The organism is Amycolatopsis sp. NPDC104775, assembly GCF_055583325.1.
Map to the genome: position 1 here is coordinate 106,659 of NZ_JBVJOE010000008.1, position 19,959 is coordinate 126,617.

Sequence of the window (19,959 nt, forward strand, 5' to 3'; positions counted from 1 at the left end):
CTCAGCTGGCCAGCATCATGACGCTGACCGCAGCGGCGACCACCGCGACGACGATCCAGGTCACCAAGGCGGGCAGCACGGTCAGCGTGAGCACTGCCACCACGATCAGCCCGGTGAGGGTGACCGCGCCGGAAATGGCCACCTGGCCCGAATCGTTCACCCGGTCCCGCGTCTTGGCCATCACGGCCAGCACGAGCGGCACCCCGGCCACGGCGAGCAGCACGGTCGCGATGATCCGCCAGGTCTCCACGTGCCCACGCTAGCGAGCGACAATCGGATGTGAAGTGACCCACACTCGGCTGCTCAGCCAGGCTGTCCCCTGGACGGGTGACGAGCTTTCGGGAGCCGCGGTCCGGAGGGGTCTTGCCTGCTTGGTTACGCTCCCGAGTCATGAGTGCGACCAAATGGGAGTACGCCACCGTCCCGCTGCTGATCCACGCGACGAAGCAGATTCTCGACCAGTGGGGCGAGGACGGCTGGGAGCTGGTGACCGTGCTGCCGAACCCGAGCGGCGAACAGCACGTCGCGTACCTGAAGCGGCCGAAGAGCTGAGGGGGCGGCGTTGACCTGGAGCGACCGGCTCGCCGAGCTCGGCATCGAACTGCCCGGAGTCGCCGCACCGCTGGCCGCGTACGTGCCGGCCGTGCGCACCGGCTCGCACGTCTACACCTCCGGCCAGCTGCCGTTCGTCGACGGCAAGCTCGCCGCGACCGGCAAGGTCGGCGGCGAGATCAGCCCGGAGGAAGCCAAGGGCTACGCCCGCACGGCGACGCTCAACGCGCTGGCCGCGGTGCACGCCCTCGTCGGCATTGACTCTGTTGTCCGGATTGTCAAGGTGGTCGGGTTCGTCGCGTCCGCGGAGGGCTTCACCGGCCAGCCCGCGGTCGTGAACGGGGCGTCCGAGCTGCTCGGCGAGATCTTCGGCGACGCCGGGGTGCACGCCCGGTCGGCCGTCGGCGTCGCGGAGCTTCCGATCGCGTCGCCGGTGGAAGTCGAACTGATCGTGGAGGTGGAGTGATGGACCCCGACATCGAACAGTCCCTGCACGAACTGCTGCTGCGGCTCGCCGGCCGCACCCCCGACCAGCTGCTGTGGCGTTTCCGCGATTGGCTCGGCGAAGGCGCGATGGGGACGCTCGCGCGGACCCTGCCGAGGTCTTTGCTCAAGCACAGGATCGATTTGGACCAGGCGGAGTACCGCCTGCTCGTGGCCGGTCTGATCCCGCACGGCGCAGACTGGCACCAGGTCAGTTCCACGCTGGGGGTAGACGACGTCACCGAGACCCGGTACACATTCACGCAGAGTGCGCCCGAATGGGTGAACTCCGTCGACTCTGTGTCCGTCTTGCTCCACGCGACGTTGCGTGGACGCGCGGATGTGGGGGAAGTACGGCAGAGCTGGCGGCGCCTCGGCACCGCCGGCGAGAGCGGGGCGAAGCGAGTCCTGCTGGTGACGGCGACCGCGGGGCAGCCCCGGCTCACCGGTGAACTGCAGCGGGTGCTGCGGGTCATGGGGGACGAGGAGCCCAGCGTCGAGGTCATCCCGCCGCGCTTCGACCTTCCCGGGTACCACCGGGCCGCGCTCGCCGAGTCCGAGCTGGTCTGCGTAGGCGCCGCGGGCGCCGGTCATCGACTTGTCGCCGCTTAACGCTCGTTGCCGCCAGGCGAGCTGGGAGGAGCAGAGCCATGGTGGAGGTTCACGACGGCCCGATGGACGGGTTCTCGGTGCCCCTGCGCCTGCATAACTTGTTGCTGGCCCTGGCGGGCCGCATCGACGACAGCGCGCTCACCGAAGCGCGGGAACTGATCGCCCGGGCCCACATCGACGAGGCGGTGGAACTCACCACCGGCACGTTGATCGCGGGCCGGATCCCGGTGAGCGAGGCCGAACAGCGCGAGCTCGCGCTGGTGCTCGAGATGAGCCGGTCGGACGCGACGCTCGCGAACGACCTGCTGGTCACCGACCACGAGCCGATGCACACGCACCGGTTCACCGGCGACAACCAGCCCGAGTTCGGTCTCGCCGAGGCGCTCGACCGCACCCTGCAGGTGCTGCCCGACGTGCGTTCGGTGCACGCGGTGTGGCGCAACACCCCGGCGGGCAGCGTGCCGGGCGCGCTGCCGCAGCGGGTCGTGCTGGTCGAACTCGGTCCCGAGGGCAACCCGCCCGCGGTCGCGTTCCGCGTCGACACCGCGCTGCGCCGGGCGGGCATCCGCTCGGTCGTCGAGGTGAGCGGCCCGGGGATCCCGCAGTCGGATTACCACCAGGCCGCGGGCGCCGTCGCCAGCCCGGTGTGGGTCACCGGCAGCACGCATTCGGCCCCGGACTACCGGCCGGAGGCGACGCCGCAGCGCAGTGCCCCGGCTCCCGCTTCGGCTCCGGTGCCCGAACCGGTCTCGGAAGCGCCGAGCCGCCACGGTCACCGCCAGCCCGAACCGGAACCGGTCGCCGCCGCCGAGCCGGTGGTGCCGGTCGCGCCCGTTGTGCCGATCGTGCAGGCCGTGCCCGCACAACCGGTCGCGATGCCGGAGCAGCCGGCTGAACCCGCGTCGTCTTCGGACCGGCCGCGGACAGCCGGGTCGGAGACGCGTGCCGAGCGCACGTCGGACCTGACGCCGTCCGAGGTCGCGCAGCTGCGGCGGGCGCTGGCTGAGGACCCGGAGAAGGGTCGCGAGATCGCCGCGGGCAAGCCGAGCATGCACGAGGTGGTCGAGCTGCCCGCGCTGGATCTGGACGATCCGAGCCTTTCCGAACGCGACCGTGCGCTGCTGCGCGAGCTGCACGAGGAACTGGCTGAGCGCGAGCGTGCCGAGGCCGCCCGGTTGCGGCTCAACGGCGCGTCCCGTTCGGGCGGGGACCAGCACTGGTCCTGAGCACCTGTGGTTTCGGTGGAAGGCCCCTCGCGATTCCTGCGAGGGGCCTTCCACTGTCCCGGCCGGGAGGGACCCCTCATGGACCTGCCGCGAGGTGACACAAGTAATCCGCGACGCGTACGGATTGCGAGGTATGTTGCCCGGGTGGAACGGCCGCGTGAATTCGTTTTCGACATCCCCGCCCGTCCCGGCATCGCGATCCGGGACAACGCGGATGGCCCGCCGGCGACCCCGAAGGACGCCGCCACGGTGATCCTGCTGCGAGACGCTTCGGACGGCATGGAGGTCTTCCTCCAGCATCGCGTGATGGGCATGGCGTTCGCCGGCGGGATGACGGTGTTCCCTGGCGGCGGGGTGGATCCGCGCGACGCCGACGCCTCCGTGGCCTGGGCCGGGCCGCCGCCGTCGTGGTGGGCCGAGCAGTTCACCTGCGACGAAAGCCTCGCCCGCGCGCTCGTCTGTGCTGCCGTGCGGGAGACGTTCGAGGAGTCCGGCGTGCTGCTGGCGGGGACCGAGGACGCGGTGGTCGCCGACGTCACGCCATATCACGAAGCGCGGAAAGCCTTGGAATCACGGGAAATCTCGCTCGCCGGATTCCTCGCCGACGCCGGGCTCACGTTGCGCGCGGACCTGCTGCACCCGTACGCGCACTGGGTCACGCCGCCGCAGGAGAAGCGTCGATACGACACCCGTTTCTTCGTCGCGAAATTGCCCGAAGGCCAGCGCGCGGACGGCGCTACCTCCGAAGCGGCCGCCGCCGGTTGGCAGCCGCCCGCCGAGGCGGTCGCGGACGCGCGCGAAGGCCGTCGCACCCTGATGCCGCCGACCTGGCTGACCCTCGTCGAACTCGCCGAGTTCTCGACCGCGGACGCGGTGCTCGGGCAGCCGCGCGAGATCGTGAAGACCGTGCCGACCCTGGTCCGGGACGGCGAGAACATCCGCGTTGTCCTCGATACTTCGGAGTCCTGAGTGACCGCCCCCGCTTATGGCGTGCTGCGCCGTGTTTCCGAGACCGCGTCGGTGCTGCTGGAGAACAATCCGTCGACAATGACGTTGGAGGGCACCAACACCTGGGTGTTGCGCGCGCCCGACGCCTCGGCCGCAGTGGTCGTCGACCCCGGCTACCACGACCTGGAGCACCTGGAAAAACTCGCCGCGGTCGGTCCCGTCGAGCTGATCCTGCTGACGCACCACCATCCGGACCACGCCGAAGGCGCGCCCTGGTTCGCCTCGAAAACGGGTGCCCCGGTACGAGCCTTCGACGCTTCCCTCTGCATCGATGCGCCCCCCTTCGCCGACGACGACGCCTTCACCGCGGGCGGCCTGGAGTTCCGTGTCCTGCACACCCCCGGCCACACCGACGATTCGGTGTCGTTGCTGGTGGCGGGCCAGATCCTGACCGGGGACACGATCCTCGGCCGAGGCACGACGGTGTTGCACGACCTGGGCGACTACCTGCGCTCGCTGCGCAAACTGATCGCGCTGCCCGCTGGCACTCCCGGCCTGCCCGGCCACGGCCCGGAGCTGCCGGATCTGCCCGCGACCGCACGGGAGTATCTGGCGCATCGGGAACAGCGCCTGGATCAGGTGCGTTCCGCCTTGGGAACGCTCGGCGAAAACGCGACGCCGCGGCAGGTGGTCGAGGTCGTCTACGCCGACGTCGACCGTGCGCTGTGGGCGCCGGCCGAGGCGAGCGTGCGCGCACAACTGGAATACCTACGGGCTTCTTCGGAGGACGGACAATGAGCAACGTCGAGGTCGAGTTCTACTGGCGCCCAGGCTGCGGCTTCTGCTCGGCGCTGCGCCGACCGCTGATGGAAAGCGGCCTGCCGGTCCGGGAAATCAACATCTGGGAAGAGCCGGGCGCGGCCGAGCGAGTGCGCGAGGTAGCGAACGGCAACGAGACGGTGCCCACGGTGATCGTCGGCTCGACCGCGCTGGTGAACCCGACCTTCGACGAGGTCAAGGCCGCGGTAGCGGCGGAGACGGCTGCCTGAGGACGGTTTCCTCCGCGGGCTTTGGCCGTGGGCGGCACTGGGCAGCGCCCGCTGGTGGATGGGCATTGGGTTGGCTGGTCGGCGCACACTCGTGCTGGTTTCCCGGCAGCAGGGGCCAGAACCGCCACGAACTGGCTGCACCTCTGGCGTGTTGGCTCAGGCCCAGTTCCGCTGCGCTCGGTTCCGCATTGCGGCTCCCCGGCCCAGCCTCGCTCCTGGCCATGGCTCCACTCCGCGCTCGGCGCTGTGCGGCGGGATGCGTGTTGCTGGCTCCCCACGGCTTGGTGGTGCGCCACCTCGCTCGGCCACTCCAAGCGGCCTCGGCTCCGGGCATGGCAGAGTGCGGTGAATCCGGGACTGATTCCGGCCCGGCACGGCTCGGCAATGCGTCATCTCGCTCCGGCGATCCGGGGTGGGCTCGGCTTCCGGCGTGGCGCTGCACGGCGGACACCGTGCGTTTTCGGCTCGGCGCGAGTCGGATCTTGCACCCGGCGATGCGGGGTGGGCTCAGCTTCGGCCATGGCGCTGCACGGTGAACTTCGTGCGGTTCCGGCTCGGCACGAGTCGGCTCTCGCGCCTGGCGATCCGGGGTGGGCTCAGCTCCGGGCGTGGCGCTGCACGGCGAGCGCCGTGCTTTCGGTCAGCACGAGTCGGATCTCGCACTCGACCATCCTGAGCGGGCTCAGCTCCGGGCGCGGTGCTGTGCGGCGGATCTACGTTGCTGCTGGCTCCTCACGGCTCGGCGGTGCGTCGTCTCGACCCACCCATCCCGGGTGGGCTCAACACCGGGCGCGACCCTGTGCGCTGGGACCCATGCCGCTGCTGATTCACCCGGACTCGACGGCGCGGCGTCTCCCCCGCCAATCTCGGGGGCCTCAGCTCCGGCGCGGCACCTGCGCCGAGTCCTCAGTGACCGCACCCGCTCAGCGCCAGCCCACTCCGGACCGACCGCAGCCCGCCAGGTCACCGGGACAGCAGCGGCATCAAGTAGTACTTCAATCCCACCTCCCGTTCCTCCGCGTCGGCCGAAGTCAAGACACACGCCCGCAGCCCTGGTTGGATCGCCAGCCGTACTCGTTCCCCGCTGAACGGGGCGAGTGCGTCGAGCAGATACCGCGCCTGGAAGGACGGCGACGTCCGGCCGCCGCAAACGTTTGCCTTGAGGAGTTCCTCCGCTTCGCCGGTGTCTTGTCGCGTGCTGGCCAGGCGGAGGTGGGCATCGCCGACTTCCAGGGTCAGGACACGGCGGTCCTCGGAGTAGACCCCAACTCGGCGGACGGCGGCGGCCAGTTCGTCGGCGCCCACTTCGACTTCCGTGTCGATGGCATCGGACGGGATGGCGTCCGCGGAGAGGAAGCCTGCATCGAGGACCGCTGTCGTGACGGTTCCGCCGGGCCAGCTCAGGGCGAAGTGGCCGCGGTCGGCGTGCAATCCCATGGCACCGGCGCTGTGGCGGGCGGCTTCGGTCAGCAAGGTGGCTGGGACAAGGACGTCGATGGGCTCTCGGACCTCGCGCAGTGGCAAGCGGGCTACGGCCATCCGGTAACGGTCTGAGGCGGTCAGACATAGCTCGTCGCCGATTGATTGCACGCGTACGCCGGTGAATACCGGCAGCGCGTCGTCCTTCGCGGCAGTGCCGGCGACGGTGCGCAGAGCCTCGCCGAGAGCAGTACCGTCTACTTTGGACAGAAGGGGTGGCGGTTCTCGATCATGGTGCAGGTCGCGGTCGAGCAGCGGCAGGGCGAAGCGGGCGTTGTCCGTCCGGATCGCGAGGCGGGTTCCTTCGACGGCCAAGCGGACCTGGTCGACATCCAGCATCCGGATCGTTTCGGCGAAGGGTGCGGCTGGCACTACGACCTCGCCGTCAAGATGCGTGGTCGCCGGGCAGGACAGCTGGACGGCCAGGTCGCGGTCGTTGCCGGATACCACGAGGCCGTCGGGGTTCGCCCGCAAACGCAGGCGGGCTTGCCTCGACAAGAGTCGGGCCGCAGCGGTCACGACCGTCGCTAGCGGCCGCACGAAGGATGTGAGATCCATGCCACGCAAAGTAGCGGCGACCACCGACAAAAACGCCAGAGAAGCCGCTGAGCTGCGGAAATGCCTAGTTAGCAGTGTCGGAGAGTACTGCCAGCAGCGAGCAACAGCCGGTGCTTAGCTGGCGGCGCCGACGAGAGCATCGTCGACCGCGGGCGAAGCAGCCCGCACGGTCCCCCGCAGCAGCCACACCACACCGGCCAGCGCGACACCTGCCACCCCAGCAGCCAAAAATGCCGAAGCAGTACCGGAATGCTCCACGAGATAGCCGCTCACCGACTGGCCAGCCGCGAGTCCCAGCGTGACCGCCGTGAGGACCCAGCCGAACGCCTCGGCCGCGGTGCCGCGCGGAGCGACGACCTCAATGGCCGCGGAGTGCGTCGTCGACTGGGGCGTGATCATCGCGCCGGCCAGCAGCATCAGCAGGGCCAAGGCCCACAGGCTCGACGGAAGGGCAAGCAGCGCAACGAAAGCGCCGAAACCGCCCAGCAGAACCGGCAGGCGCAAGCCAAGCCGCCGGGGCCACGGGTGCAGGCTGTAGGCGACACCGAACGCCACCGAACTCAACGACCACGCGGACAGCAGCAAACCGCTGAGCGAGGGGTGACCGGATTCCGTCGCGGCGGCCGGGACGGCGACCTCCACAAACCCGATCACGACGCCGAAACCGAGCGCCGCCACCGCGAGCGTCCGCATCCCGGGGCTGGCCAGCGCGCCGAGCAGCGGCGTCTTGGCCTTCGGGGCCGGACCCCACGCGCGCACGGTCGGGTTCAGCGCGAACAGCACCGCGCCGGTGACCATGGTGATCGAACCGACGACCATGCCGGTGCCCGCCCACGGCGCGGTGATCAGCAGGCCCGCGATGCCCGGGCCGAGAATGAAGAAGACCTCCATGCTGATCGCCTCATACGACAGCGCGGCGTTGCGTGCTGGCCCTTCCGGCAGGATTTTCGTCCACAGTGCCCGCGACGCGGACCCGACCATCGGCTCCGAAAGCCCGGTCGCGGCGGCCAGCGGGATCAGCACGAACGTCGGCTGATGCGCCTCGATCGCGACCGCGAGCGACGCCATCGACAGCGCGAACACGGCGGCGACGACGAGCAGCGGACGGCTCGGCCCGAACCGGTCGATCAGCCTGCCCTGCACGACCGCGCCCACCGAGACCCCGGCGAGCGAACTCGCCGAGACCAGCCCGGCCGCGGCGAACGAACCGGTCTCGCGCTGCACGTACAGCAGCGCGGAAATGCCGATCATCGCGATCGGGAGCCGGGCCAGGATCGACGCGATCACCGGGCCGCGAGAGCCAGGTGCGGTCAATGCGGCGCGGTAGTCGGCGAGCGTGGTGCGGCCTTCGGTGTGGGCAGACTGGGACACGCGTACTAGTATGGCGAAATTGGTACGCAGGTACCAGTTATTTTCCGGTCATCTTGGTCACGCCCGATCGGGTCAGTCAGTACGCTCGCGCGATGCGGCTGATGTTCTCCTCCGGAGCCGGATACAGCCATCTCGCGCCGATGCTTCCGCTCGCCCAAGCGGCGCGAGCCGCGGGCGACGAGGTCGCGTTCGTGACCGGTCCCGAAGCCATGCGGCACCTCGAAAACACCGGTCTGCAAGCGGTATCGGTGGGACGGCCGAGCGACCCTGCCGCCGCCGCTGGGAGGTGGCAGCGGGCTCGCGAAGAGATGGCCGGGATGACCGCGGACGAGCGGCTCTCCCACCTGGTCGCCGAGTACCTGGTCGGTCTCGGCGCGGCCGCGCGGCTCGACGACATGGTCGAGTTCGTCCGCGACTGGCGGCCGGACCTCGTCATCTCCAACCTCGCCGAACGCGCGGCGGTGATGGCCGCGTGCCTGGTTGGCGTGCCGTACGCGATGCACGCGATCGGCCCGCCGAAGTCCGCCGCGACGATGGAACGAGCCTGGGAAGTCGCCAACGGCCTGGTCCGCGAGCGCGGCCTTGAGGAGTTGCCGCCGCGCGAAACCGTGCCGTACCTGGACTTCTGGCCGGAGGGATTGTGCCCGGCGGACGTCGCCTGGGAGTACCCGACGCGCTGGCCGCTCCAGCCCGCTGGCGTGGTGCCGACGCCCGGTCCGCCTCCGGCGGTGCTCGACGGGCTGCCGTACGACCGGACCGTCTACGTCACCCTCGGCACCACCCACAACGCGCGGCCCGGAGTGCTGGAAGGAATGGTGGCCGCGCTGCGCGACGAGCCGGTGAACGTCGTGGCGACGATTGGCCGGGACGGCGACGCCGGCCGGTTCGGTGCGCAACCGGACCACGTGCGAATCGAGCAGTTCGTGCCGCAGACGCAACTGCTGCCCGCCGTCGACGCGGTGGTCTGCCACGGCGGTTCGGCGACTGTGCTCGGTGCGCTCGCGCACGGGGTGCCGGTGGTGGTTTTGCCGTTGGCGACTGATCATTTCGAAGTCGCCGCGCAGATTCAGGCCGCGGAAGCCGGGATCGCGGTCGAGTCCGGCGACGGAATTCGCGACGCGGTCCGGAGCGTGCTCGCCGAGCGTTCCTACCGGGAGTCCGCCGAGGGCCTAGCCGCCCAGATCGTCGAGCAGCCCGCCCCGGCGGCGGTGGTCGACCGGCTGCATGACGGCGAGGTCTCGATCCGATAACACCAGCTGGATTCTTCGTGAACTAGTGCAACGAAGACGCGGTCTTGGCGTCCTTGAGGGTGAATGGCCTTGAATTCGTGAGTTTTGGCCATGATGGTTGAAAGACACCCCTCATGGGGTTGGCACAACACTGCAGCACCCAGCTCCCTCCGGCATATGGGTCGGGGCCTGGTCCGGAGGGCGGGGAGCGCGGGTCGTCGGGGGATGATCCGTGCGCAGGCGAGGAGCCGGTGCGCCACGTCGGGGGTGGCGCCCGGCTCCTTGTCATTTTCCTGCTCGGGCGACCCGAAACCGGTGGCGACACGGGGCGGCGGAGAGATCCCGCCCTTGTGGGGGACGGACCGGTGCACACGCACGAAGGCCACCCCCAGGAGGAGGTGGCCTTCGAAAAATCCGCGCGGATTAACCCGCTCGGGGGAAGATCAGCGAGCGCGGCGAGCGAGCCGCTCCGGGTCCAGGATCAGCACGCTCTTGCCCTCGAGCCGCAGCCAGCCGCGGTGGGCGAAGTCGGCCAGAGCCTTGTTGACGGTCTCGCGGGACGCGCCGACGTACTGGGCGATCTCTTCCTGCGTCAGGTCGTGAGTGACCCGCAGCAGGCCCGCCTCCTGGCTGCCGAAACGCTGCGCCAGCTGCAGCAGCGCGCGGGCCACGCGGCCGGGGACGTCGGTGAAGATCAGTTCCGCGACCATGTTGTTCGTGCGGCGCAGGCGGCGCGCGACGACGCGCAGCAGCTGCTCGGCGATCTCCGGGCGGGTGGCGATCCACTGCCGCAGCGCCGGGCGGTCCATGGTGACCGCGCGGACCTCGGTGACAGTCGTGGCGCCGGACGTGCGCGGACCGGGGTCGAAGATGGACAGTTCGCCGAACATGTCGGACGGACCGGCGATCCACAGCAGGTTCTCGCGGCCGTCCGGGGACTTGCGGCCGATCTTCACCTTGCCGGACTGGATGATGTACAGCCGGTCGCCCGGCTCGCCCTCGTTGAAGATGACATGGCCGCGGGGGAACTCCACGGATTCCAAGGTCTGGGCCAGCGCCTCCGCCGCTGCCGGCTCCACACCCTGGAAAATGCCCGCACGGGCCAGGGTTTCGTCCACCTCGGGTGCCTCCTCGTCGAGAAACGATCACTTCCTTCGCAGGTCGAAGGCAGTGTCGCCGATCACTTTCGCGTCAGTCTAGGGCGTGTCGGGCGGATCGCTCGTCAGCTCGCCGCGCGCGGCGCGGCTGCCTGGAACGATCACGTCCGACTGAGCAGCCTAACTCCGCACCTTGCGCGCGCGTAGCCTGGCTGCCCGTCCGCCGAGCCGGCGCAGCCGGAACAGCTCGAGCGCGCGGCCGATCCCGTGCCCGTACAGTGCCCTGACCTCGTTGGGCTGGGCCTGCTCCAGGAACTCCTCGACCTCGTTCTCCTGCACCGCGACGTGCTTGAGCCTGCTCTCGACCCGCTCCATGAACAACGCGAAGAACATGATCACCAGCGGGACCAAGATCACGAACCAGACGGTCATGCCACGGCTCCGCTGTTGTCGGTGACGCACTCGGTCATGGAACTCCAGATCCTCGCTCAGGGCGGACGCGCGGCCCGCAGAGGTGGTGCTCTGGCGGTTCGGCCGTCCACCGGCGGATGCTCCCGACCGGCTCGTCCGACGCGCCCGTAGGCTATCGGGGTGCCCCCTGCTCTCCCGAACGGGCCCCGCGCGGACCGCGAAGAAAGCCGGCTCGCTCTCGTGAGACGCGCCCGGCGGATGAAACGTTGCCTCGACGAGGTTTATCCGGACGCGAAAGCCGAGCTGGATTTCACGAATCCGCTGGAACTGCTGGTCGCGGTGGTGTTGTCGGCGCAGACCACGGACGTGCGGGTGAACCTGGTCACGCCCGCGTTGTTCAAGAAGTACCGCACCGCCGCCGATTACGCCGGGGCCGAACGCGCCGAACTCGAGGAATACCTGCGCACGACCGGGTTTTTCCGGGCCAAGGCGAATTCGCTGATGGGTCTCGGCGCGGCGCTCGTGGAGCGCTACGGCGGCGAGGTGCCGAACAAGCTGGAAGACCTCGTCACGCTGCCCGGGGTCGGCCGCAAGACCGCGAATGTCGTGCTCGGCAACGCTTTCGACGTGCCGGGAATCACAGTGGACACTCACTTCGGCCGTCTCGTGCGGCGCTGGGGCTGGACCGCCGAGGAGGATCCGGTCAAGGTCGAACACGCGGTCGGCGAGCTGATCCCGCGGAAAGAGTGGACCATGCTGTCCCACCGCGTGATTTTCCACGGCCGCCGCGTGTGCCACGCGCGGAAACCGGCCTGCGGGGCGTGTCCGCTGCGCAAGGACTGCCCGTCGTTCGGCGCCGGGCCGACTGAGTTCGAAGCGGCCGCGAAATTCGTCAAGGGCCCGGAGCGGGACCACATTCTCGAGCTGGCGGCGCGCGGGTGACTGCGGTCACCAAATGGGCGCTCGGGGTCGCGGTGCTGGTGGTGGCCGCGCTGGTCGCGGTCCTGACGCTGCGCGGCGGTGATTCGACCTCAGCGCCACCCGCGTCCGGCGACCTCACTGCCGCGCGCGCGGCAGCGAAGCTGCAGGCTTGCCCGCCGGCCGCGGCGAAGGAGGTCGGCCAGCTGTCCGGGATCGAGGCGGACTGCCTCGGCGACGGGTCCCGCGTGGACGTCGGCAAGGTCCTCGGCGGCGGCCCGGTGCTGGTCAACGTGTGGGCGTCGTGGTGCCAGCCCTGCCGGACCGAGCTGCCAGTGCTGCAGCGGTACGCCGCTGAGCCGGGTGCGGTGCGCGTGATCGGCGTGCAGGTCGCGAGCCCGGCCGCGGAGGGTCTCGGTCTGTTCGAGCGACTCGGCGTGCACCTTCCGTCGCTGTACGACGGCGACGGCCAGACCGGTCCCATCCGCACCGCGCTCAAGGCTCCCTCGTCGTTGCCCGCGTCGTACCTGGTCACCGCGGACGGCCAGGTCCGGTTCATCGCGAACCCGCGGTTGTTCGACAACACTGACCAGGTGCGCGCTGCTGTGAAGGACTACTCATGACCACCGGACCGCTCGTCGACCCCGAAGCCGTGCCGGAATGGCTGCGGCCGCTGGTGAAGGTCTCCGGTGAGCTCGACAGCCGCGCGTTCACCCGATTCAGCCCGCCGGAAGACCTGCTGACCCGGGCCGCTGCGGTGCTCATCCTCTTCGGCGAACGGCCGGGCGGAGACGGTCCGGACGTCCTGCTGCAGCGGCGGGCCGACACGCTCGGCTCGCACGCCGGGCAGGTCTCGTTCCCGGGCGGCGGCGCGGAGGACGGCGACGACGGCCCGGTCGGCACGGCGCTGCGCGAGGCCGAAGAGGAAACCGGCGTGGACCCGTCGGGAATCCTCCCGGTCGCGGTGCTGCCGGAGCTGTTCGTGCCGGTGTCGAGGTTCGCGGTCACGCCGGTGCTGGCGCACTGGCACACGCCGTCGCCGGTGCGCGCGGTCGATCCGGCCGAGACGGCGGCGGTCGCCCGGGTTTCGCTGGCCGATCTCGCCGACCCGGCCAACCGGTTCACCGTGCGCCGCGGCGACGCGTCGTGGCGGGGGCCGGCGTTCACTGTCGACGGCCTGTTCGTCTGGGGTTTCACCGCTGGATTGCTGTCCGTGCTGCTTTCGCTCGGCGGCTGGGAACGGGAGTGGGACACCGGCGATGTGCGCGAGCTTGACGTAGCGTGGGCCGAACATCAGGGCCGGTTGGCGGCCCGGGACGGCAGTATCGAGGAGTGACGGCGCGGTGAACTGGGTCGATGTCGTCGTCCTGCTGCTCGCGGTCATGGCGGCGGTTTCCGGCGCGTTCCAGGGTGTGATCGTCGCGCTGCCCGCGCTCGTGGGGGTCGCGCTGGGCGCCGTGGCCGGGGTGAAGCTGGCCCCGTTCGTGATCAGTCTCTTCGACAGCCCGGTCGCGAAGGTCGCGTTCGCGTTCGCTGTCGTCGTGTTCCTGATCGTGCTCGGCGAGACGCTCGGCGTGTGGGTCGGGCGGAAGCTGCGGCAGAAGATCAATCCGGACAAGCTTTCCGGCATCGACAAGACGCTCGGCGCGATCTTGCAGGCGGCTGCGGTGTTCGTGGTCGCCTGGTTGGTCGCTAATCCGTTGACTACGGTGTCGGCGATTCCGGGGTTGGCCAAGTCGATCAATTCCTCGGTGGTGCTGGGCGAGGTCAATGACCTGATGCCTGCTGAGGCGCAGGGGCTGCCCAGCGATTTGCGGAAATTGCTGGATGCGTCTGGGTTTCCGTCCGCGTTGTCACCGTTTGAGAAGGCGCCCTCGGCGGATACGCCGCCGCCGGATACTTCGCTCAATGTGTCCGCGGTGGCCAAGCGGGTGCATCCGAGCGTGGTGAAGATTCGGGGGAACGCGCCGTCTTGTTCCCGGGCGCTTGAGGGCAGCGGGTTTGTGGTGGCACCGCAGCGGGTTATGACTAACGCGCACGTGGTGGCGGGGACTGACGAGGTCGGGATTGAGTCGACTTCGGGGGATTATCGGGCTCGGGTGGTTTATTTCAATCCTGAGGTTGATGTTGCGGTGCTGGCGGTGCCTGGGTTGCGGGCGCCGGTGTTGCCGTTTGCTTCGCAGACTGCGCGGGCTGGGGATAATGCGGTGGTGCTGGGGTATCCGTTGGATGGGCCGTATACGGCTACTCCGGCTCGGGTTCGGGGGCGGATCAATTTGCGCGGGCCGGATATTTATGACGCCAATACTGTGCAGCGGGATGTGTTCACTGTTCGGGGGACGGTGCGGAGCGGGAATTCTGGCGGGCCGATGATTACGCCGGAGGGGGAGGTGATCGGGGTGGTGTTCGGTGCTGCGGTGGAGGATCCGGAGACTGGGTTTACGTTGACTGCGGACCAGGTGCGGAGTGTGGTGGATGCTGCTCCGTCGCAGACTGCTCGGGTGGGGACTGGGGCTTGCGCTAGTTGAGGGGGCGGCTCGTCGCCCTGGGGGGCGACATTGCGCCTCGTGCGTGCGTGGGGCACCCCGAAGCCTGAGTGTGCTGACGGTTCGGGGGTGCTTGTCAAGGCGGGAAAGCGTGCCTTGACAAGCACCCCCGAACCGCAGGGAGGCTTCGTATCGGGGTGCGGGGGAGGGTGTGGGTGCCTCGCCGGTTGGGGGCGTTGGTGCGGTTTTAGGGCCGTGAGGGGAACCCTGAGGGAATCAGAGTTCGTGAGGGTTCCCCTCACGGAACGGTGGCTGGGGTTAGCGGATGAAGTCCACAACGGACTTTGTTACTCGGTCTGGGTCTTCCAGGTGGGGGAAGTGGCCGATGGTGGGCCAGATCTTCGGTTCGCTGTGGGGGCCTGCCCAGTGGACTGAGGCCAGCGCGGTTTCCGGGAGGATGCAGGTGTCGTCCGCGCCGTGGAGTTGCAGTACGGGGGCGGTGATGCGGGCGTTTACGGCGTCGGTGAAACGTTTTCCTTCTCCGCGGAACTGGGCGCGGAAGGCCCAGCGGTAGTACTCCAGGGCGGAGTGTGCGACGCCGGGGACCAGCATGGCTTGGCGGAACGGCGGGATCGTCTCGGTGAAGTCCGCGGAGGTGCGCCAGGTCTCGCCGGACCATTTGGCGAACAAGTCTTCTACCGCTGCGGCGTTGTCGCGGACCAGCCATTTTTCCGGGGCCATGGGCACCTGGAAGCGGAAGAGGTGGCCGACTGCGCGGATTTGGCTGCTCGTGCGCTTTACCGCCGACTTGAACGCTAGGGGGTGGGCGGCACCGATCGCGGTTACCGAGGACACCAGGCGGGGGTGCATGGCGGCGACTGTCCAGGCGAGCATGCCGCCCCAGGCGTGGCCGACCAGGTGTGCCCGGCGGGCGCCTAAGGCCTTGATCAGGCCGCCTACGTCACCCGCGAGCGTCCAGGCGTCGTAGCCGCGCGGGGGTTTGTCTGAGTCGCCGTAGCCGCGCAGATCTACCGCTACCGCGCGGAAACCGGCGTCGGCCAGCGCGGGCAGCTGGTGCCGCCAGGTCCACCAGAAGCCAGCGAAACCGTGCAGGAGCAGCACTAACGGGCCCTCGCCGCATTCGGCTACGTGCAGGCGGATGCCGTTGGCCGAGACGTCGCGATGCGTCCACGGCCCGTCGACCCGCACGCTCGACGGGTCCGGCGTCAGCTCCACCACCGGGCGAGGGCTGGCGTCAGCCCTGCGTCGAGGGCAGGTCGTCGTCGGACGGCTTGCGTTTGAACGCCTCGGCCGTTTCCTTGACGCTGCTGATCGTGCGTTCCGGCGCGCGCAGCTTCTTCACCTTGCGCCAGCCGAGGAACGCCGTCGCGCCCACGGTGACCAGCATCAGGCCGAACACCGTCGCGAACGCGGGCCAGCGGATGCCCCACCAGTCCGACAGGCCCTCGGCGATCAGCAGGAACAGGAAGAAGGTGCTGTACAGAAAGACGGTGAGGGCGATCAGGAAGAAGACCGTCCCCTTGAGCGCCTTCTTCGCTTCCTGCGCCAGCTCGGCTTTCGCCAGCTCGATTTCGGCGCGGACCAGCGTCGACAGGTGCTGGGTGGCGTCGCCGACGAGCTTGCCGATGGACTGTTCGCTCGCCGCGGCTTCCTCGTCGCTGGACAGGGGCAGGTACGGCACGGCCCCCACGCCGTCGGGGCTGGTGCGCTCGTGTTTGGGGCTGCTCACTGGGTCATCGTGCCACGTGGCCGTTCCCCAGGCGCGACGGACCGGCGGGAGTGTCGGGATCAGTCCGCGTTCGCGTGCACCCGGCTGCGCCGCAAGAGCAGTACGGCCGCCGTCAGCGAGGCGATCGCGGACGCGATCAAGACGGCCGCCTTGGCCACTTCGGCCGCTTCGGCGGGCAGCGCGAGTTCGGCGATCAGCAGGCTGACGGTGAACCCGACGCCGCCGAGCACGGACAGCGCCGCCACGTCTCGCCAGCTCATCCCGCTGGGCTTTTCCGCTACGCGCAGCTTCACAGCCAGCAGGCTCGCGCCGAAGATGCCGACGAACTTCCCGACGACCAGTCCGATGAGGACAGCCAGCGGCAGCGCGGTGGTGAAAACCGTCGACAACGCGTCGCTGTTCACCGAAATCCCCGCGGCGAACAAGGCGAACAACGGAACCGCGACTGCGGCGGACCAAGGCTGCAACCGGTGTTCGAGCCGCACTGCGGGCGCTTCTTCCTCGCCCTCGTCCTCGCGAACGCGAGTGAGCAACCCGAGCGCGACACCGGCGATCGTCGCGTGGATGCCCGCCGAATGCACCGCGACCCAGGTGATCAGCGCGAGCGGCACGTACAGCCACGGGGTACGGACGCGTTTGTGCTGCAGGAAGGCGTAAAGGCCGAGAGCGACCACCGCGACCGCCGCCGCGATCAGGTTGAAACCGCTGGTGAAGAGGATCGCGATGACAAGAATCGCGCCCAGGTCGTCCACCACGGCAAGGGAAAGCAGGAACACCCGCGCGCTGCTGGGCAGGTTCGAGGCGGTCAGCGCGAGCACGCCGAGCGCGAACGCGATATCGGTGGCCACCGGGATCGCCCACGCCCGGTCGACCTCCGCCGTGTTCCAGGCGATCGAAAGCGCGAGAACCGCGGGCACGACCATCCCGCCGACCGCGGCGATCACCGGCAGCACCGCCTGACGCCACCGGGACAGCTCGCCGACCACCAGTTCCCGCTTGAGCTCAAGCCCGGCGACGAAGAAGAACAGCGCGAGCAGGCCGTCCTTCGCCCAATCGCCGACAGTGAGGTTGAGGTGCAGGAATTCCGGGCCGAGCTGGAAGTCGCGCAGCGCTTCGTAAGCGGGGGCGAGCGGCGAGTTGGCCCAGATCAGGGCGACCGCGGTGGCGGCGAGCAGGATCAGCCCGCCGGTCGTTTCCGTACGCAGGAAACGGGCGAATTCGGCGACGGCGCGGGCTGGGGTCACGAAAAACTCCTTGCGGGGACGACGGCTCTTCCGCCGACCAGACTTCCCGGCACACCGATGTCCAGTTTACCGTCCGCAGTCGCCGATTACCGGCCGTTGTGACGAATGGCAACCCGCGCCTGCCCGATGACGCTCGCATCGCCGGCCGTCGCGCGCAAACGCAGGTCAGTCCATCGCGGGAGCCAAGTTGTCTAGTCCATACTGACGCCGGTTTTTCGTTCACCTGTTCGCCTTCTAGCATGCGAGGAGAGAACGACAACGATGTTGAATACAGGGACGAGGCAGTAGTGAGCACCCCTATCGACGCCCAGGCCGACACGAGATTCTTCGGGCACCCGAGGGGGTTGGCGAACCTCTTCGGCGTGGAGATGTGGGAGCGCTTCTCCTTCTACGGGATGCAGGGCATCCTCGCCATCTACCTCTACTACCAGGCCGACAAGGGCGGACTGGGGATCGACCAGAGCGCCGCGCTCGGCATCGTCGGCGCGTACGGCGGCACGGTCTACCTCGCCACGGTCGTCGGCGCGTGGATCGCCGACCGGCTGCTCGGCTCCGAGCGCACGCTGTTCTACAGCGCCATCGTCGTGATGATCGGGCACATCGCCCTCGCCGTGCTGCCTGGCCTGACCGGTGTCGGCGTGGGGCTCGCGTGCGTCGCGCTCGGGTCCGGCGGGCTCAAGGGCAACGCGACCTCGGTGGTCGGCACGCTGTACGCCGAGGGCGACGAGCGGCGCGACGCCGGGTTCACGATCTTCTACATGGGCGTCAACCTCGGCGGGTTCATCGGCCCGCTGCTGACCGGGCTCGCCCAGCAGAACCTCGGGTTCCACTTCGGCTTCGGCCTCGCCGCGATCGGCATGGCGCTCGGGCTGATCCAGTACACGATCGGGCGGAAGAATCTGGGCGCGAAGGCGTCCGAGGTGCCGAACCCGCTGCCCGCCTCGCAGCGCGCGCTCGTGATCGGGGTCGCCGTGGTGATCATCGCCGCGGTCGTCGCGCTGATCATGTCCGGCGTGGTCACCCCGGACAACCTCGCCGACGTCGTCGTCTACGTGGTCGTCGCGATCTCGGTCGTGTACTTCCTGGCCATCCTGACCAGCAAGAAGATCACCTCGGACGAGCGCAGCCGGGTGCTGTCGTTCATCCCGATGTACATCGCCAGCGCCGCGTTCTTCTCGCTGTACCAGCAGCAGGCGACGGTCGTCTCGGTCTACAGCGACCAGCGGCTCGACCGCGACCTGTTCGGCTGGACGATGCCGGTGTCCTGGGTCAACTCGATCAACCCGGTGTTCATCATCGTGATCGCTCCGATCATCGCGGCGATCTGGACGAAACTCGGCCCGAAGCAGCCGTCGACGCCGATGAAGTTCGTGCTCGGCACGGTCCTCATGGGCCTGGCGTTCCTGCTCTTCCTGCCGATGGCGCACACCGGGCAGAACGGCAGCCCGCTGCTCGCGCTCGCCGGCATCCTGCTGGTGTTCACCATCGCCGAGCTGATGCTGTCGCCGGTGGGGCTTTCGCTGTCGACGAAGCTCGCGCCGGAGGCGTTCCGCACGCAGATGGTGGCGCTGAACTTCCTTTCGGTGTCACTGGGCACGGCGTTGTCGGGCAAGCTCGCGCAGTCCTACGACCCGCACGACGAGGTGCCGTATTTCAGCATCATCGGCGGTGTCGCGGTCGCGATCGGACTGCTGCTGTTCGCCTTGATTCCGGTGATCCGCCGCCTCATGAAGGGTGTGCACTAACCCACGGTGGTGCCGAAAAGCACCCCGACGAAGTAAGTGACGAGCATGGTGAGGGCGCCGACGCCGACGTTGCGGGCGATCGCGCGCCCCACCTGCGCGTTGCCGAGCCTCGCGCTCACGAAACCGGTGAGCGTGAGGCCGACGACCACCGCCAGCGCACACGCCCAGACCCGGACGCTGACCGACGTCCAGGCGATCGCCAGCAACGGCAGCAGCGCGCCGACGGAGAACGCCACCAGCGAAGCCCACGCCGCCTGCCACGGGCTGGTCAGGTTGTCCGGGTCGATGCCGAGTTCGGCTTCCGCGTGCGCCTGCAGCGGGTCCTTTTCGGTCAGCTCGCGCGCGACCTGCTTCGCCAGCTCCGGCGAGAGGCCCTTGTCCTCGTAGATCTGCGCGAGTTCGCGTTCCTCGGCCTCCGGCATCGTTTTCAGTTCGTGCTTCTCGAGCCGCAGCAGCGCGCGTTCGGTGTCGCGCTGGGTGCTCACGCTCACGTATTCCCCGCCCGCCATGGAAAACGCTCCCGCGACGAGCCCGGCGATTCCGGCGGTGAGAATCGTGGTGCTGTCGGTGGTGGCCCCGGCCACGCCCACGACGATGCCCGCGACGGACACGATCCCGTCGTTCGCGCCGAGAACCCCGGCGCGCAGCCAGTTCAGCTTGCCGCCGACGTCCCCGTGCGGTTCGTGCGCGTGCACCGCGTCGCCCATTGTTTCGGTCACGCCTTCAGTCAATCACGGAAATTGTTTCCGCGCGACATTTCCCGAAGTGCTGGAATGCGGTTAAGAAAGGCAATCCTCAATG

22 protein-coding genes are annotated in these 19,959 nt (G+C 69.1%); 13 read left to right on the plus strand and 9 right to left on the minus strand.

Annotated elements, in window-relative coordinates; genetic code table 11:
- Position 1: 1 nt before the first annotated feature.
- Positions 2-250, minus strand: coding sequence for a hypothetical protein (locus ACZ63D_RS31040; protein WP_465357914.1), 249 nt, complete (start codon positions 248-250; stop codon positions 2-4).
- A 140-nt stretch (positions 251-390) separates the two neighbouring features.
- On the opposite strand from ACZ63D_RS31040, the gene ACZ63D_RS31045 reads away from it, so the two are divergent.
- The 7 genes from ACZ63D_RS31045 to ACZ63D_RS31075 all read left to right on the plus strand — a co-directional run bounded on the left by ACZ63D_RS31045 (position 391) and on the right by ACZ63D_RS31075 (position 4,870).
- Positions 391-552 carry a DUF4177 domain-containing protein gene (locus ACZ63D_RS31045; protein ID WP_020664158.1) on the plus strand — a complete coding sequence of 54 codons (162 nt, stop codon included), beginning with the start codon at positions 391-393 and terminating at the stop codon, positions 550-552.
- 10 nt (positions 553-562) lie between these two features.
- Positions 563-1,018 carry a RidA family protein gene (locus tag ACZ63D_RS31050; protein WP_465357915.1) on the plus strand — a complete coding sequence of 152 codons (456 nt, stop codon included), beginning with the start codon at positions 563-565 and terminating at the stop codon, positions 1,016-1,018.
- On the plus strand, positions 1,018-1,647 hold the full coding sequence (locus ACZ63D_RS31055; RefSeq protein WP_452081657.1) for a hypothetical protein: 630 nt from the start codon (positions 1,018-1,020) through the stop codon (positions 1,645-1,647). Before ACZ63D_RS31050 ends, ACZ63D_RS31055 begins: the two co-directional genes overlap by 1 nt.
- Before the next feature lie 38 nt (positions 1,648-1,685).
- A complete protein-coding gene (locus ACZ63D_RS31060; RefSeq protein WP_465357916.1) occupies positions 1,686-2,873 on the plus strand; it encodes a hypothetical protein in 1,188 nt (395 codons plus the stop codon).
- Between the two features lie 144 nt (positions 2,874-3,017).
- Positions 3,018-3,842 (plus strand): NUDIX hydrolase, encoded by an 825-nt coding sequence (locus ACZ63D_RS31065; RefSeq protein ID WP_465357917.1) that lies wholly within the window; start codon positions 3,018-3,020, stop codon positions 3,840-3,842.
- Positions 3,843-4,619, plus strand: a complete 777-nt coding sequence (locus ACZ63D_RS31070) for an MBL fold metallo-hydrolase (protein WP_465357918.1) — start codon at positions 3,843-3,845, stop codon at positions 4,617-4,619.
- Complete coding sequence (locus ACZ63D_RS31075; RefSeq protein WP_465357919.1) at positions 4,616-4,870, plus strand: glutaredoxin domain-containing protein; 255 nt, start codon at positions 4,616-4,618, stop codon at positions 4,868-4,870. The genes ACZ63D_RS31070 and ACZ63D_RS31075 overlap by 4 nt, the downstream gene beginning before the upstream one ends.
- Before the next feature lie 963 nt (positions 4,871-5,833).
- On the opposite strand, the gene dnaN is transcribed toward ACZ63D_RS31075, so the two are convergent.
- Together dnaN and ACZ63D_RS31085 are read right to left on the minus strand one after the other, a co-directional pair.
- The gene (dnaN, locus tag ACZ63D_RS31080) at positions 5,834-6,907 is read right to left on the minus strand and encodes a DNA polymerase III subunit beta (RefSeq protein ID WP_465357920.1); all 1,074 of its coding nucleotides are present in this window, start codon (positions 6,905-6,907) and stop codon (positions 5,834-5,836) included.
- Between the two features lie 114 nt (positions 6,908-7,021).
- Positions 7,022-8,278 carry an MFS transporter gene (locus ACZ63D_RS31085; RefSeq protein ID WP_465357921.1) on the minus strand — a complete coding sequence of 419 codons (1,257 nt, stop codon included), beginning with the start codon at positions 8,276-8,278 and terminating at the stop codon, positions 7,022-7,024.
- A gap of 92 nt (positions 8,279-8,370) precedes the next feature.
- Here ACZ63D_RS31085 and ACZ63D_RS31090 point away from each other — a divergent pair, with 92 nt between their 5' ends.
- Positions 8,371-9,528, plus strand: a complete 1,158-nt coding sequence (locus tag ACZ63D_RS31090; RefSeq protein WP_465357922.1) for a glycosyltransferase — start codon at positions 8,371-8,373, stop codon at positions 9,526-9,528.
- Between the two features lie 422 nt (positions 9,529-9,950).
- Here the strand turns inward: ACZ63D_RS31090 and ACZ63D_RS31095 are convergent, their stop codons facing one another.
- Together ACZ63D_RS31095 and ACZ63D_RS31100 are read right to left on the minus strand one after the other, a co-directional pair.
- Complete coding sequence (locus ACZ63D_RS31095) at positions 9,951-10,625, minus strand: Crp/Fnr family transcriptional regulator (RefSeq protein WP_009084463.1); 675 nt, start codon at positions 10,623-10,625, stop codon at positions 9,951-9,953.
- Between the two features lie 159 nt (positions 10,626-10,784).
- A complete protein-coding gene (locus ACZ63D_RS31100; protein ID WP_037369289.1) occupies positions 10,785-11,036 on the minus strand; it encodes a hypothetical protein in 252 nt (83 codons plus the stop codon).
- A gap of 237 nt (positions 11,037-11,273) precedes the next feature.
- On the opposite strand from ACZ63D_RS31100, the gene nth reads away from it, so the two are divergent.
- From nth to ACZ63D_RS31120, 4 genes are read left to right on the plus strand one after another with little or no spacing between them, the layout of a single operon-like run.
- Positions 11,274-11,957, plus strand: a complete 684-nt coding sequence (nth, locus tag ACZ63D_RS31105) for an endonuclease III (RefSeq protein WP_465357923.1) — start codon at positions 11,274-11,276, stop codon at positions 11,955-11,957.
- Positions 11,954-12,556, plus strand: coding sequence for a TlpA family protein disulfide reductase (locus ACZ63D_RS31110; RefSeq protein WP_465357924.1), 603 nt, complete (start codon positions 11,954-11,956; stop codon positions 12,554-12,556). Before nth ends, ACZ63D_RS31110 begins: the two co-directional genes overlap by 4 nt.
- Positions 12,553-13,269: an NUDIX hydrolase gene (locus tag ACZ63D_RS31115; RefSeq protein ID WP_465357925.1), complete on the plus strand. Its 717-nt coding sequence runs from the start codon at positions 12,553-12,555 to the stop codon at positions 13,267-13,269. Before ACZ63D_RS31110 ends, ACZ63D_RS31115 begins: the two co-directional genes overlap by 4 nt.
- Before the next feature lie 7 nt (positions 13,270-13,276).
- Positions 13,277-14,461 carry a MarP family serine protease gene (locus ACZ63D_RS31120; protein WP_465357926.1) on the plus strand — a complete coding sequence of 395 codons (1,185 nt, stop codon included), beginning with the start codon at positions 13,277-13,279 and terminating at the stop codon, positions 14,459-14,461.
- 276 nt (positions 14,462-14,737) lie between these two features.
- Here ACZ63D_RS31120 and ACZ63D_RS31125 read toward each other — a convergent pair whose 3' ends face one another.
- Genes ACZ63D_RS31125 through nhaA form a run of 3 tightly spaced genes read right to left on the minus strand, consistent with a single transcriptional unit; the run spans position 14,738 to position 17,413 of the window.
- Positions 14,738-15,655 carry an alpha/beta fold hydrolase gene (locus ACZ63D_RS31125; RefSeq protein WP_465358176.1) on the minus strand — a complete coding sequence of 306 codons (918 nt, stop codon included), beginning with the start codon at positions 15,653-15,655 and terminating at the stop codon, positions 14,738-14,740.
- A 19-nt stretch (positions 15,656-15,674) separates the two neighbouring features.
- Positions 15,675-16,169, minus strand: a complete 495-nt coding sequence (locus ACZ63D_RS31130) for a phage holin family protein (RefSeq protein WP_465357927.1) — start codon at positions 16,167-16,169, stop codon at positions 15,675-15,677.
- Positions 16,170-16,228: 59 nt separating this feature from the next.
- Entirely contained in the window at positions 16,229-17,413 is a 1,185-nt protein-coding gene (nhaA, locus tag ACZ63D_RS31135; RefSeq protein ID WP_465357928.1) for a Na+/H+ antiporter NhaA, read from the minus strand.
- Positions 17,414-17,700: 287 nt separating this feature from the next.
- Here nhaA and ACZ63D_RS31140 point away from each other — a divergent pair, with 287 nt between their 5' ends.
- Positions 17,701-19,158 carry a peptide MFS transporter gene (locus ACZ63D_RS31140; protein ID WP_465357929.1) on the plus strand — a complete coding sequence of 486 codons (1,458 nt, stop codon included), beginning with the start codon at positions 17,701-17,703 and terminating at the stop codon, positions 19,156-19,158.
- Here ACZ63D_RS31140 and ACZ63D_RS31145 read toward each other — a convergent pair.
- Positions 19,155-19,877, minus strand: coding sequence for a VIT1/CCC1 transporter family protein (locus ACZ63D_RS31145; protein ID WP_465357930.1), 723 nt, complete (start codon positions 19,875-19,877; stop codon positions 19,155-19,157). The genes ACZ63D_RS31140 and ACZ63D_RS31145 overlap by 4 nt on opposite strands.
- Between the last annotated feature and the right edge of the window lie 82 nt (positions 19,878-19,959).

Bases quoted from the DNA above. Each gene is read 5' to 3' on its own strand.
- ACZ63D_RS31045 (WP_020664158.1), top strand. From the start codon at position 391: ATGAGTGCGACCAAATGGGAGTACGCCACCGTCCCGCTGCTGATCCAC.
- ACZ63D_RS31055 (WP_452081657.1), top strand. From the start codon at position 1,018: ATGGACCCCGACATCGAACAGTCCCTGCACGAACTGCTGCTGCGGCTC.
- ACZ63D_RS31060 (WP_465357916.1), top strand. From the start codon at position 1,686: ATGGTGGAGGTTCACGACGGCCCGATGGACGGGTTCTCGGTGCCCCTG.
- ACZ63D_RS31075 (WP_465357919.1), top strand. From the start codon at position 4,616: ATGAGCAACGTCGAGGTCGAGTTCTACTGGCGCCCAGGCTGCGGCTTC.
- dnaN (WP_465357920.1), bottom strand. From the start codon at position 6,907: ATGGATCTCACATCCTTCGTGCGGCCGCTAGCGACGGTCGTGACCGCT.
- ACZ63D_RS31090 (WP_465357922.1), top strand. From the start codon at position 8,371: ATGCGGCTGATGTTCTCCTCCGGAGCCGGATACAGCCATCTCGCGCCG.
- ACZ63D_RS31100 (WP_037369289.1), bottom strand. From the start codon at position 11,036: ATGACCGTCTGGTTCGTGATCTTGGTCCCGCTGGTGATCATGTTCTTC.
- nth (WP_465357923.1), top strand. From the start codon at position 11,274: ATGAAACGTTGCCTCGACGAGGTTTATCCGGACGCGAAAGCCGAGCTG.
- ACZ63D_RS31115 (WP_465357925.1), top strand. From the start codon at position 12,553: ATGACCACCGGACCGCTCGTCGACCCCGAAGCCGTGCCGGAATGGCTG.